This window comes from Kitasatospora sp. SUK 42 (assembly GCF_015776785.2).
Lineage (GTDB): Bacteria > Actinomycetota > Actinomycetes > Streptomycetales > Streptomycetaceae > Kitasatospora.
On sequence record NZ_LFMD02000003.1, the window covers coordinates 1 to 12650 of the forward strand.

10 protein-coding genes are annotated in these 12650 nt (G+C 73.1%); 6 read left to right on the forward strand and 4 right to left on the reverse strand.

Features of this window, described 5'->3' with window-relative positions; genetic code table 11:
- The 6 genes from RZ50_RS09610 to RZ50_RS09635 form a co-directional block, all read left to right on the forward strand.
- Positions 1–1140, forward strand: a 1140-nt coding sequence (locus tag RZ50_RS09610) for an acyl-CoA dehydrogenase family protein (RefSeq protein ID WP_254802433.1), incomplete at its 5' end; no start/stop codon positions are given.
- Positions 1141–1753: 613 nt separating this feature from the next.
- Positions 1754–2500, forward strand: a complete 747-nt coding sequence (locus tag RZ50_RS09615) for a TVP38/TMEM64 family protein (RefSeq protein WP_196951267.1) — start codon at positions 1754–1756, stop codon at positions 2498–2500.
- Positions 2501–2628: 128 nt separating this feature from the next.
- Entirely contained in the window at positions 2629–3144 is a 516-nt protein-coding gene (locus tag RZ50_RS09620) for a DinB family protein (RefSeq protein WP_196951268.1), read from the forward strand.
- 270 nt (positions 3145–3414) lie between these two features.
- On the forward strand, positions 3415–3807 hold the full coding sequence (locus RZ50_RS09625) for a cell division protein SepF (RefSeq protein ID WP_196951269.1): 393 nt from the start codon (positions 3415–3417) through the stop codon (positions 3805–3807).
- 151 nt (positions 3808–3958) lie between these two features.
- Entirely contained in the window at positions 3959–4570 is a 612-nt protein-coding gene (locus tag RZ50_RS09630; protein ID WP_196951270.1) for a TetR/AcrR family transcriptional regulator, read from the forward strand.
- Positions 4567–6141, forward strand: a complete 1575-nt coding sequence (locus tag RZ50_RS09635) for an MFS transporter (protein WP_196951271.1) — start codon at positions 4567–4569, stop codon at positions 6139–6141. The genes RZ50_RS09630 and RZ50_RS09635 overlap by 4 nt, the downstream gene beginning before the upstream one ends.
- A gap of 93 nt (positions 6142–6234) precedes the next feature.
- Here RZ50_RS09635 and RZ50_RS09640 read toward each other — a convergent pair whose 3' ends face one another.
- The 4 genes from RZ50_RS09640 to RZ50_RS09655 form a co-directional block, all read right to left on the reverse strand.
- On the reverse strand, positions 6235–8697 hold the full coding sequence (locus tag RZ50_RS09640) for a SpoIIE family protein phosphatase (protein WP_196951272.1): 2463 nt from the start codon (positions 8695–8697) through the stop codon (positions 6235–6237).
- Between the two features lie 146 nt (positions 8698–8843).
- Positions 8844–9464 carry a TetR/AcrR family transcriptional regulator gene (locus RZ50_RS09645; protein ID WP_196951273.1) on the reverse strand — a complete coding sequence of 207 codons (621 nt, stop codon included), beginning with the start codon at positions 9462–9464 and terminating at the stop codon, positions 8844–8846.
- Between the two features lie 83 nt (positions 9465–9547).
- Positions 9548–11146 carry a 4-coumarate--CoA ligase family protein gene (locus tag RZ50_RS09650; protein ID WP_308271766.1) on the reverse strand — a complete coding sequence of 533 codons (1599 nt, stop codon included), beginning with the start codon at positions 11144–11146 and terminating at the stop codon, positions 9548–9550.
- A gap of 287 nt (positions 11147–11433) precedes the next feature.
- A complete protein-coding gene (locus RZ50_RS09655; protein WP_196951275.1) occupies positions 11434–12606 on the reverse strand; it encodes an acyl-CoA dehydrogenase family protein in 1173 nt (390 codons plus the stop codon).
- Positions 12607–12650 lie beyond the last annotated feature (44 nt).

Below are 12650 nucleotides of genomic sequence, written 5' to 3' on the forward strand. Positions count from 1 at the left end.
TTCGATCTCTTCCGTATCTCCGAGGAGCACGAGATGCTCCGTGAGGCGGTGCGTTCGCTGGCCGAGGCGAAGATCGCTCCGTTCGCGGCGGAGGTGGATGAGCAGGGGCGGTTCCCGCAGGAGGCGTTGGACGCGCTGACGGGCAACGATCTGCATGCGGTGCACGTGCCGGAGGTGTACGGCGGTGCGGGGGCGGACGCGCTGGCGACGGTGATCGTGATCGAGGAGGTCGCGCGGGTGTGCGGTTCGTCCTCGTTGATCCCGGCGGTGAACAAGCTGGGTTCGCTGCCGGTGCAGTTGGCGGGTTCGGAGGAGTTGAAGGCGAAGTACCTGGGGGCGCTGGCGCGGGGTGAGGGGATGTTCTCGTACTGCCTGTCGGAGCCGGAGGCGGGTTCGGACGCGGCGGGGATGAGGACGCGTGCGGTGCGTGACGGGGACTTCTGGGTGCTGAACGGTGTGAAGCGGTGGATCACCAACGCGGGTGTTTCGGAGTTCTACACGGTGATGGCCGTGACGGACCCTTCGATGCGTTCGAAGGGGATCTCGGCGTTCGTGGTGGAGAAGGGCGACGAGGGGGTGTCGTTCGGTGCGCCGGAGAAGAAGCTGGGGATCAAGGGTTCGCCGACGCGTGAGGTGTACTTCGACAATGTGCGGATTCCGGCTGATCGGATGATCGGTGCGGAGGGTACGGGTTTCCAGACGGCGATGCGGACGCTGGACCACACCCGGGTGACGATCGCGGCGCAGGCGGTGGGGATCGCTCAGGGGGCGCTGGACTACGCGAAGGGCTATGTGCAGGAGCGCAAGCAGTTCGGGAAGGCGATCGCGGAGTTCCAGGGTGTGCAGTTCATGCTGGCGGACATGGCGATGAAGCTGGAGGCCGCTCGTCAGATGACGTATGTGGCGGCGGCGAAGTCGCAGCGTGGGGATGCGGATCTGACGTTCTTCGGGGCGGCGGCGAAGTGTTTCGCGTCGGACGTGGCGATGGAGGTGACCACGGACGCGGTGCAGTTGCTGGGTGGGTACGGCTACACGCGGGACTATCCGGTGGAGCGGATGATGCGGGACGCGAAGATCACGCAGATCTACGAGGGCACCAACCAGGTCCAGCGCATCGTCATGGCCCGCAACCTGCCGTGACCACGGCCTGACGGCGACCGCGACGAACCACAGGTCGCGCAGGTTGGCCGGGTCGCGCCAGCGGATCCGCCAGTGCTGGTCGAGCAGGGCGTCGCGCCGGGTCTTCTCGTACGTGAAGCCGTTCCACCAGAAGCCGGTGGACATCCTGGTCACCGGCGGGGCCTGCCGGTACCCGGCCGGGAGCCCGGTGCCGCTCCACCGCGCGACCAGCGCGCGCACCGCCCGGCACACGGGGCGGCACAGCGCGAGGGTGCCCGCCGCCACCAGCACCGCCGGCAGCAGCCAGGACCACGGGTTCGCCGGCCCCCAGTGGACCCCCAGCGCCACCGCACCCGCCCACACCGCCGGGACCAGCAGGGTGACGGCCGCCACCACGCACGCCCGGACGAACCCCACCGCCGCCGCAGCCGCCCAGGAACCCAGCCGCCTCATCGACCCTCCCCCTCCTCCGTCCGGTGGGTCCCCACTCTGCACCGTCCGGGGCCCGCGTCCGCCCTGGTCGGGTGAGGAGTGTGGCTGGCCCCACCCCGCCGTACGCCCAGCCGGACCCGGCCGCCATCCTGCCGATCATGGTCGTCGGTGTCGATCCGGCCGCAGGCCTTAAGCTCGGCGCGTGCCCGTGCCTATCACCGCGACGACGTCCCCCGCGCCGAACACCGCCGACCACGCCGCGGATCCCGCCGCCGAGCCCGCCGTGGAAACGCCGGCCCGCTCGCCCTGGTGGCGGTTCGGCCTGCTGGTGGTGCTGCTGGGGGCCGCCGCCGGTTCGCTGCTGCTGTGGAGCCCGACGGACCTGGTCTCGGGCGGGCTGGCGGACCGGCTGCCGGGCTACTGGTTCGCCCCGCTGTTCACCGCCGTCTACGCGGTCGGCACCCTCGCCTTCGTCCCCCGGCCCGCCCTGAACGCCGCCGCCGGGCTGCTGCTGGGCATCCAGCAGGGCGTGGCGCTCGCCGTGCTCGGCACCACCCTGGGCGCGGCCCTGGCCTTCGCGCTGGGCCGGGGCCTCGGACGGGACGCGCTGCGGCCGTACCTGCGCGGGCGGGTGCTCGGCGCGCTGGACCGGCGCTTCACCGACCAGGGCTTCCGCAGCGTCCTGGTGCTGCGGCTGCTGCCCGGCCTGCCCTTCCAGGCCGGCAACTACGGCGCCGCCTTCTCCGGGGTCCGCTTCCTCCCCTTCCTCCTCGCCACCCTGATCGGCGTGGTGCCGACCACCGCCGTGTACGTGGTCGCGGCGGCCAGCGCGAGCCGCCCGGGCTCGACGGCCTTCCTGGTGTCGGCCGGGGCGATCGCGCTGCTGGTGGTGGGCAGCCTGGTCGGGCTCTGGCGGGCGGCCGCGAACCGCTCCCGCGCCGCCGGATAGCGCAGGCGGAATGTGGCAGTACAACGGCACCCCGAACCAGTCCTGGGACCGGATGTAACCGCCGCGACCCCGGCACCGCCCGACAATTCAGTCGCGGCGGCGCCCCGTCGCGGGCCAGGATGTCCGCCATGACCGAACTCTCCCCGCGGGTTGACCCTCCGATGGCCGCCGACGAGACCGCCATGCTCACCGCCTGGCTGGAGTTCCACCGCAGCACGCTCGCCCTCAAGTGCGAGGGCCTGACCGACGACCAGCTGCGGCTGCGCTCCGTCCCGCCGTCCACGCTCTCCCTGCTGGGGCTGGTCCGGCACATGGCCGAGGTGGAACGGCACTGGTTCCAGGGCATCCTGCTCGGCGCCGAGATCGCCACCGGCCACTACTGGACCCCGGAGAACGACGACGCCGACTTCGACGACGTCGACACCGCCGACGTCGCCGCCGACTTCGCCGTCTGGCGCGCCGAGGTCGAGGGCGCCCGCCGGGCCGCCGCCGGGCTGCCGCTGGACACCGTCGGCAAGCGGCTGCGCCGCGGCGAGGAGGTGACGCTGCGCTGGATCCTGGTCCACATGATCGAGGAGTACGCGCGACACAACGGACACGCCGATCTTCTGCGGGAACTGGTGGACGGTTCCACCGGCGAATGAAATCGTTTCCGCATTGTTGACAGAAGGTCAATTGCCCGACGACCGCGACCGATATCGTCTACGCGCGCAACCGTACGATGCCGCGCCGCGTCGCTGATAATGCCCGGATCAACCCGGGTTTCCGGCGCGGCACGACTCGTACGGGGCTCGCGAGCGGGCACGGGACCGGTGAACAGTGCGATACTCGGACAGTTCCGACGAGTGGATGACGTGTCAAAACCGACACGCGACCCCGGGGGACCAGGACGGGACGAGGCAGGGAGGCGCGGCATGGGAGCACTTCGCGACGAGCACCACAACGGGTGGCTGATGCCCTCGGGACACTACCCGGCCGCGGTGTACGAGGACGAGTGGGTCGATCAGGAGACGGTTCCGGCCGTCCCCGCGCCCGCCAAGATCGTCTCTCTGCGGCCCACGGGCTTCGAGGCGGCCCGCACGGTCGGTGAGCACATCCGGGCGAGCACCCCGGTGGTCATGGACCTCACCGAGATGGACGAGGCCGAGGCCAAGCGCATGGTCGACTTCGCCTCCGGGCTGATCTTCGGCACCCGGGGCGGCATCGAGCGGATCGCCCGCCGGGTGTTCCTGCTCACCCCGGCCGAGGTCGAGGTCATGGTGATCGACCGGCCGCTCGACGACACCGGCTTCTACAACCAGAGCTGAACCGGCCACGAGGCCACCAGGACCCCGACCGGGGACGGCGCATCCGCCGTCCCCGGTTTTCTGCTGCCCCGGCACCGATCGTCGATGACTCAGTCGAGACCCCGAAATCAATTCTGAGACATGACTGTCTCATTTGGCTTAGACTCGACGCATGGCCACCGACCGCGACACCGTGCTGGAAGCCGCCGTCGGCGTGCTGTCCCGCCGCCCCACCGCCCACATGGACGAGATCGCCCGCGCCGCGGGCATCAGCCGCGCCACCCTGCACCGGCTGTTCCCGGGGCGGGACGCGCTGATCCGGGAGGTCGGTCTGCTCGGCCTGCAACGCTTCGCCGCCGCGCTGGACACCGCCGACACCGGGGCGGGCGACGCCGAGGCCGCGCTGCGCCGCCTCGTCGACGCCTCCGTCCCGGACGCCATGCTCTGCGCCTTCCTGGCCGGCGAGAACCAGCTCTACGAGCACGACGACATCAACGACCTCTGGGAGGTCCAGATCGCCCGGCTGCACGCGCTCTTCCTGCGCGGCCAGCAGGAGGGCGTGTTCCGGATCGAACTGAGCGCCGCCTGGCTGAGCGAGGCCTTCTTCGACCTGGTCGCCGGCATCGGCTGGTCCATCCAGGACGGCCGGCTCGCCCCCCGCGAGGCCGCCTTCTCGCTCGCCGAGCTGTTCCTCGGCGGCGCGCTGCGCCGGCCGGACGCCCGCACCCCCCACCCCCCGGCCCACAGCACCCCGGACCGGAAACCGGAAACCGATACCCCATGAGCAGCCCTGCCCACCTCCTGACCGCCCGCCAGCGCTGGACCGGCCTCGCCGTCCTGGTCCTGGCCGTCACCGTGGTCGCGCTGGACGCGACCGTGCTCTCCCTCGCCATCCCCTCCATCAGCGAGACGCTGCGCCCCAGCGGCACCCAGCTGCTCTGGATCGGCGACTCCTACTCCTTCGTGCTGGCCGGCCTGCTGGTCAGCATGGGCGCGCTCAGCGACCGGATCGGCCGCAAGAAGCTGCTGCTGTGCGGCTCCGCCGCCTTCGGCGCCGCCTCGCTGCTGGCCGCCTACGCGCCCGGCCCGGGCTGGCTGATCCTGGCCCGCGCGCTGCTCGGCGTCGCCGGGGCGACGATCATGCCGTCCACCCTGTCCCTGATCCGCAGCCTGTTCCCGGACGACCGCGAGCGGGCCACCGCGATCGGCATCTGGGGCGCGGCCGCCACCGCCGGCGCCGCGCTCGGGCCCGTGGTCGGCGGGCTGCTGCTGGGCCACTTCTGGTGGGGTTCCGTCTTCCTGCTGAACATCCCGGTGCTGGTCCTGCTGCTGGTGCTCGGCGCCCGGCTGCTGCCGGAGTCCCGGGACCCGAAGCCGGGGCGCTGGGACGTGCTGAGCGTCGCGCTGTCGATGGCCGGTGTGATCGGCGTGGTGTACGCGATCAAGGAGGCCGCCGCGCACGGCGTGGCCCGCTGGGACGTCCCGGTCGCCTTCGTGCTGGGCGCCGCCGCGCTGACCGCCTTCGTCCGCCGCCAGCTGCGGCTGGAGACCCCGCTGCTGGACGTCCGGCTGTTCCGCGACCGGCGGTTCACCGCCGCCGTGACGGCCTCGCTGATCTCCCTGGTCGGCCTGTCCGGTGTGATCTTCGTGGTCTCGCAGTACCTCCAGCTGGTGCGCGGCTACGAGCCGCTCCAGGCGGGCCTGGCGGAGCTGCCGGCCTTCGCCGGTTCGGTGGCCGGTGGGCTGCTCACCGCCCGGATCGCCCGGCGCTTCGGCGCCCGCAAGGCGCTGACCGTCAGCCTGCTCGCCATGGGCCTGGCCGCGGGCGCGCTGGGCTGGCTGGAGCAGGACACCACCTACCTGCTGCTGGCGGCCTCCTTCCTGGTGACCGGCACCGCCGAGGGCGTGGTGTACACGCTCGGCGCCGACCTGGTGCTCTCCGCCGCCCCCGCCGACAAGGCCGGCGCCGCCTCGGCGGTCTCCGAGACGGCGTACGAGCTGGGCACCGCGCTCGGCATCGCGCTGGTCGGCTCGGTGGTCGGCTCGATCTACGCCAACGGGCTGACCGTCCCGGCCGGGACCACCCCGGAGGCGGCCGCCCGGGCGGGCGAGTCGCTGGGCGCGGCCGTGGAGGCGGCGAACGGGCTGCCGTCGGAGGTCGCACGGCCGCTGCTGGCGAGTGCCCAGGACGCCTTCGTGCACGGCATGAACAGCGCCGGGCTGCTGGCCGGGGCCCTGCTGATCGCCGCGGCCGCGCTGGCCTGGCGGCTGCTGCGCGGGATACCCGCCGCACCGGCGGCGGGCGAGCCGGTCGAGGCCCCCGGGCGGGCCGCGCAGGAGAGCGTCGGCGCGTGACAGCAGGTGAGAACGGCCGCTCCCCCCGAGGGGGCGGCCGTTCCCGCGTCACAGGAGCCCCCTTCCGGGAACCGCCACTGCGAGACGCCGCCGCTACGAGGCCCCGAAGGGCAGCTCCAGCTCGGCCCAGACCACCTTGCCGTCCCTGGTCACCCGGCTGCCCCAGCGCTGGGCCAGCTCGCTGACCAGGAACATCCCCCGCCCGCCCTCGTCCTGCTCGGCGAAGGGGCGCAGCTGCGGGGTGGCCCCGCCGGCGTCGGAGACCTCCAGGGTGAGCACCCGGTCGCGGAACAGCCGCAGCCGCCGCGGGGCCTCCGCGTGCAGCAGGGCGTTCGTGACCAGTTCGCTGACCAGTAGTTCGGCGTAGTCGGAGAGCGCGCTCAGGCCCCAGCCCTCCAGGGTGGCGCGGGTGAAGCGGCGGGCCTTGCCGGGCACCCTGCCGCCGCCGGTGAGCGGCAGGGTGGCGATCCGGTCGGCGGGCAGCGGCAGCACCCGGCCCATGATCATCGCAATGTCGTCCTCGGTGCCGTCGGTGACCAGCGCGCCGAGGACGGCGTCGCAGCTCTCCTCCAGCGTCCGGCCGGGCTCGGCCAGGGTGCGGGCGAGCAGGTCGATGCCGTCGTCGAGGTCCTGGCCGCGCCGCTCGACCAGGCCGTCGGTGTAGAGGGCGAGCGTGCCGCCCTCGGGGAGCGGCACCTCGATCGACTCGAAGGCGACCCCGCCGACGCCCAGCGGCACGCCGGGCGGCACCTCGATCGTGCGGGGGGCGCCGTCGGTGCCGACCCAGACCGGCGGCAGGTGCCCGGCGGAGGCGATCTGGACGGTGCGCTCCAGCGGGTCGTAGACCGCGCAGATGCAGGTGGCGAACTGGCCCTCGCCGATCCCCGAGGCGGTCTCGTCCAGTCGGGTGAGGACCTGCTCGGGCGGCATGTCGAGGGTGGCGAGGGTACGGGCGACGGTGCGCAGCTGGCCCATCGTGGCGGCGGCCCGGATGCCGTGGCCCATCACGTCGCCGACCACCAGGGCGACCCGGCCGCAGGACAGCGGCACCACGTCGAACCAGTCGCCGCCGACCTCGCTGACCACGCTGCTGGGCAGGTAGCGGTAGGCGATCTCCAGCCCGAGGGTGCGGTGGATCTCCTGCGGCAGCAGGCTGCGCTGGAGGGTGAGGGCGGTCTCCCGCTCGCGCCGGTAGAGCCGGGCGTTGTCGAGCGCCAGCGCCGTCCGGGCCACCAGTTCCTCGGCGAGCGCCACGTCGGCGTCGGTGAACGGCTCGGGGTTGCGCATCCGGATGAACTCGGAGCCGCCGAGCACCATGCCCCGGGCGGAGATCGGCACCATCATGTACGAGTGGATGCCCGCCGCGATCCCGGGGGCGACCCTGTCCTCGCTGGCCACGAGGCCGCGCAGGGCCTCCTCGTCCACGTGGGCGCGCAGCAGGGGCCGCCCGCTGCGCAGGCACTGGGTGTAGCTGCGGTCGGGCGAGTACTCGGAGGTGTCGCCGACGGTGTCCACCGCGTGCGCGAGGCCCGTCTCGTAGTTCTCGCCGACGGCGACGGCCCGCAGGGTGACGGACCGGTCGGCGGGGATCGGGGTGGGTTCGGCGCCGCGCAGCACCGGCTCCAGCAGGTCGACGGTGGCGAAGTCGGCGAACCGGGGGACGACCGCCTCGATCAGCTCCTCGGCGGTGCGCTGGAGGTCCAGGGTGGTGCCGATCCGGGCGGTGGCCTCGGCGATGGTGGCCAGCCGCTCCTGGGCGCGGGCGGCGCGGGCCTCGGCCTGGGAGCGCTCGGTGACGTCGATGATCGAGGAGCAGACGCCGAAGACCTTGCCGGTGGAGTCCTCCAGCCGGAAGTAGGAGGCGGACCAGGCCTGGTCCCGCTTGGGGTCGCCGGGGACGCGGCCGTGCGAGCGGGCGTCCACCACGGGCTTGCCGGTCTTGAGCACCTGTCTCATGATCTGCTCGATCTCGGCGCTGTTGATGCCGGGCAGCACCGCGGATATCCGGCGGCCGAGGTGGCCGGCGACGGGGACGCCGTTCATCCGGGCCAGCGCCTCGTTGAGCCGGATGAAGCGCAGGTCGGTGTCGTAGACGGCCATGCCGATCGGCGAGCGGTCGAAGATGCCGTCGAGTACGGCCATGTCGGCCTCGATGGCGTGCAGGGCGCGGACGTCGGAGGCGGTGGCGAGCACCAGCAGGGTCTTGGCCGGTCCGGCGATCGGGTAGGTGCGGAACTCCAGTTCGACCCGGTGGCCGTCGCGGTGGCGGACCGGGAAGACGCCGGACCAGCCGGTGCCGGCCACGATCCGCTGGAACACGCCGAGCACCTCGGGGCGGTCGGTCCCGTCGGTGAGCAGCTGGGCCGCGTAGCTGCCGACGGCCTCCTCGGCGGTGTAGCCGACCAAGGCCTCGGCGTCCTCGCTCCAGTGCAGGATCAGGCCGTCGGACTGGAGCAGCACCGTCGCGAGCGGGACCAGTCGATGGCCCTCCGGGCGTGCGGTATCGCCGTCCGGCGCGGAGTCGGCGGCGGTCGCGTCCCACTCGTGTCCGTGCATTCAGGCAGCACCCCGGTTCGGCTCGTGCCCGGCCGGGGTGGGCCTCGCGGTCCGTGCCGGCCGGGGTTCTTCTCCAGACTGCACGGACATCGGCCGCCCGGCGACCCCTTGGTCAGGGGGCATCCGGCCGCTCACTTGTACGGGCGTCATGGGCGTACCGGCCGCAGCGTACTCTCCAGAACGCCCGCCCACTGCCGGATCACTCCGGAACGGCGCAGACTGTCGTCGGTCAGCAGGTTCGCCAGTCCCAGGCCGCGGGCGAGATCGAGGGTGGCCTGCACGGATTCACGCACGCCGGGGCGGCTCTCGTCGGCGTCCAGGAACTCCACGGCGGCCCGGTGGGCCTCCCGGCCGACGTGGCCCTCCAGGGCGACGATCCGCTCGCGCAGGCCCTCCTCGGTGGCGGCGGCGGTCCACAGGTGCAGGGCGGCGCGGAACAGCGGGCCGGTGTAGAGCCGGACGATCATGTCGACCACGGCGCGGGTGCGGTCGGGGCCGGCGGCCGGCAGCTCGTCCGCGTGGGCGCGGACGGCCGCCAGCCGCTCGGCGGTGACGTGCTCGACGGCCGCGGTGAAGAGTCCCTCGCGGGTCGGGAAGTGGTGCTGGGCCGCGCCCCGGGAGACGCCGGCGCGCTCGGCGACCACGGTGACGGTGGAGCCCTGCCAGCCCAGCTCGGCCAGGCACTCGACGGCGGCCGCGAGCAGCCGGGCCCTGGTCGCGCGGCTGCGGTCCTGTCTGGGGGTGCGGACGGCGGGGTGGCTGGTCATGGCGGGCGGCGGTTCCTGTTCCGTTCGGGGCGCGGAGGGTCGATCCTCACAGACGGGCCGCGCTCTTCGTGCGCCGGGGCCGGTCAGGAAGGGGCCCCCGCGCGCTCGGCCTCCCGGGCCCGGAGTTCGCGGCGGAGGATCTTGCCGGCCGCGGACTTGGGAACGGCGTCCACGAACTCCACCGCGCGCACCTTCTTGTACGGGGCGACGTGCGCGGCGACGTACCCGGTGACGTCCTCCGCGGTCAGGCCGCTGCCCGGCGCGCGGACCACGAAGGCCTTGGGGCACTCGGTGCCGTCGGCGCCCGGGACCCCGATCACGGCGGCGTCGGCGATCTGCGGGTGGCCGAGCAGCACGGCCTCCAGCTCGGCGGGGGCCACCTGGTAGCCCTTGTACTTGATCAGCTCCTTGACCCGGTCGACGATGTGCAGGTAGCCGCGCCCGTCCACGTAGCCGATGTCGCCGGTGTGCAGCCAGCCCTCGGCGTCGACGATCGCGGCGGTGTCGGAGGGTCGGCCGAAGTAGCCCTTCATCACCTGCGGGCCGCGGATCAGCAGCTCGCCCCGCTCGCCGGGCCCGAGGTCGGCGCCGGAGCCGTCCAGGGCGGTGACCCTCAGCTCGGTGGAGGGGACCATCCGGCCGACCGAGCCGGGCGAGGGGGCGCTCTCCTTCGGCGAGACCAGGTGGGTGACCGGGGACAGCTCGGTCATCCCGTAGCCCTGGAGCAGGTGCGGCAGGCCCAGGCGGCTGGCGCAGGCGTCGGCGAGCTCCTGGTCCAGCGGGGCGGCGGCGCACAGCAGGTACTCGACCGAGGAGAGGTCGTAGCGGTCCACCACCGGGTGCTTGGCCAGCGCGAGCACGATCGGCGGGGCCACCAGCAGGGCCTGCACCCGGTGCTGCTCGATGGTGCGGCAGAACTGCTCCAGGTCGAAGCGGGGCAGCACGACCACGGTGGAGCCGCAGCGCAGCGGCTGGTTGAGCAGTGCCGCCAGGCCGTAGATGTGGAAGAACGGCAGGACGGCGAGCACCCGCTCGCCGTCGGTGGGGCGGTAGAGGGCGTCGGTCTGGGCGAGGTTGGTGGCGATCGAGCGGTGGGTGAGCATCACTCCTTTGGGCAGGCCGGTGGTGCCGCTGGAGTACGGCAGGACGGCGATGTCCTCGGCCGGGTCGATCGGGACGTCGGGGCCCGGGCCGGGGGCGGCCAGCAGGTCGGCGAGTGAGCGGTGGCCGTCGGCGCCGTCCAGGACGATGATCTCGGTCAGCGGGCGGCCCTCGGCGGCGAGCCGTTCGGCGGCCGTACGGGCGGTCGGCAGGAAGTGGGAGACGGTGATCAGCCAGCGGGTGCCGCTGTCGCCCAGTTGGACCGCCAGTTCGGCGGGGGTGCTCATGGAGGACACCGTGGTGACGGTGGCACCGGCCCGGGTCGCGCCGTAGCAGGCCATCGGGTAGGCGATCGAGTTCGGGCTGAACAGGGCCACTACGTCGCCCTTGCGCACCCCTGCCTCGGCCAGCCCGGCGGCGACCCGCTCGACCGAGTCGGCGAGCCGGGTGTAGCTGACCTCCTCCCCCGTGAGGCCGTCGATCAGGGCGGGCCGGTCCCCGTACTCGGCTGCGGCGCCGAGTACCGCCTGGTGGATCGGCAGATCGACCGTTGGAACGTCCGGGAACTCGCTCAGGAACACCAAGGTATGCCTCCTAGACGGAAGTTGCCGCAGCAACAAAACTGGCGAGGGTTCGGTTCGAGGCGCGTTCAGGAGCATACGGACAGTAAGGGCGGTGGCTGGGCCATTGTGCGGAACCCGCGACGGCGCGTACGTGGCACGGTGGCCGCCGGGGCGCCCGAACGGGCGGCGCGCACCACGGCCGCCCGCCCCCTCGCCGTGGAGCGACCCCCGCGGGACCTGCCTCCTCCCCCCTCGCCGACGGCACGTGTTCACCCTTCCGGAGGGCGCGGCACCCCCGGATGGACTCAGTAGGACTTCGGCAGGCCGAGGGTGTGCTGGGCGACGTAGTTGAGCACCATCTCCCGGCTGACCGGGGCGACCCGGCCGACCCGGGTGGCGGCGAGCAGCGCGCCGAGCCCGTACTCCTGGGTCAGGCCGTTGCCGCCGAGGGTCTGCACCGCCTGGTCGACGGTACGGGCGGCGGCCTCCCCGGCCGCGTACTTGGCCATGTTGGCGGCCTCCCCGGCGGCCAGGTCCTCGCCCGCGTCGTAGAGCAGCCCGGCCTTCTGGGTCATCAGCCGGGCCAGCTCGATCTCCACCGCGCACTGGGCGAGCGGGTGGGCCAGGCCCTGGTGGGCGCCGATCGGGGTGGACCAGACGGTGCGGGTCTTCGCGTACTCCACGGCCTTGCCGAGCGCCTGGCGGGCCAGGCCGAGCGAGAAGGCGGCGGTGAGGATCCGCTCGGGGTTGAGGCCGGCGAACAGTTGCAGCAGTCCGGCGTCCTCGTCGCCGACCAGGGAGTCGGCGGGCAGCCGGACGTCGTCCAGGAAGACCTGGAACTGCTTCTCGGGGGCGACGAGTTCCATCGGGATCGGCCGGTACTCGAAGCCGGGGGTGTCGCGCGGGACGACGAACAGGCAGGGCTTGAGCCTGCCGGTGCGGGCGTCGTCGGTCCGGGCGACGAACAGCACGGCGTCGGAGTGGTCTATGCCGGAGACGAACACCTTGCGGCCGGTGAGCAGCCAGTCCTCGCCGTCGCGGCGGGCGACGGTGGAGATCCGGTGCGAGTTGCTCCCGGCGTCCGGCTCAGTGATGCCGAAGGCCATCCTGCGGCTGCCGTCGGCCAGTCCGGGCAGCCAGTGCCGCTTCTGCTCCTCGGTGCCGTAGCGGGCGATCACCGTGCCGCAGATCGCCGGGGAGACGATGAGCAGCAGCAGCGGGCAGCCGGCGGTGCCGAGTTCCTCCAGGACGATGGCGAGGTCGGTGATGCCGCCGCCTCCGCCGCCGTACTCGGCGGGCAGGTTGACGCCGAGGTAGCCGGCCTTTCCGGCCTCCGCCCACAGTTCTTCGGCGGGCTCGCCGGCCCGGGCCTTGGCGAGGTAGTAGGAGGAGCCGTAGCGGCGGCCGAGGTCGCCGACAGCCCGGCGCAGGGCGGTGCGTTCGGGGGTTTCGAGGAGCTGACTGCCGATGGTGGACATGCGCGGGTCCTTCCTCAGGCTTCTCGGGGCTCGGAATTCTCGGG

Bases quoted from the DNA above. Each gene is read 5' to 3' on its own strand.
- RZ50_RS09645 (WP_196951273.1), bottom strand. From the start codon at position 9,464: ATGACCAGCCACCCCGCCGTCCGCACCCCCAGACAGGACCGCAGCCGC.
- RZ50_RS09625 (WP_196951269.1), top strand. From the start codon at position 3,415: ATGGGAGCACTTCGCGACGAGCACCACAACGGGTGGCTGATGCCCTCG.
- RZ50_RS09630 (WP_196951270.1), top strand. From the start codon at position 3,959: ATGGCCACCGACCGCGACACCGTGCTGGAAGCCGCCGTCGGCGTGCTG.
- RZ50_RS09640 (WP_196951272.1), bottom strand. From the start codon at position 8,697: ATGCACGGACACGAGTGGGACGCGACCGCCGCCGACTCCGCGCCGGAC.
- RZ50_RS09635 (WP_196951271.1), top strand. From the start codon at position 4,567: ATGAGCAGCCCTGCCCACCTCCTGACCGCCCGCCAGCGCTGGACCGGC.
- RZ50_RS09620 (WP_196951268.1), top strand. From the start codon at position 2,629: ATGACCGAACTCTCCCCGCGGGTTGACCCTCCGATGGCCGCCGACGAG.
- RZ50_RS09655 (WP_196951275.1), bottom strand. From the start codon at position 12,606: ATGTCCACCATCGGCAGTCAGCTCCTCGAAACCCCCGAACGCACCGCC.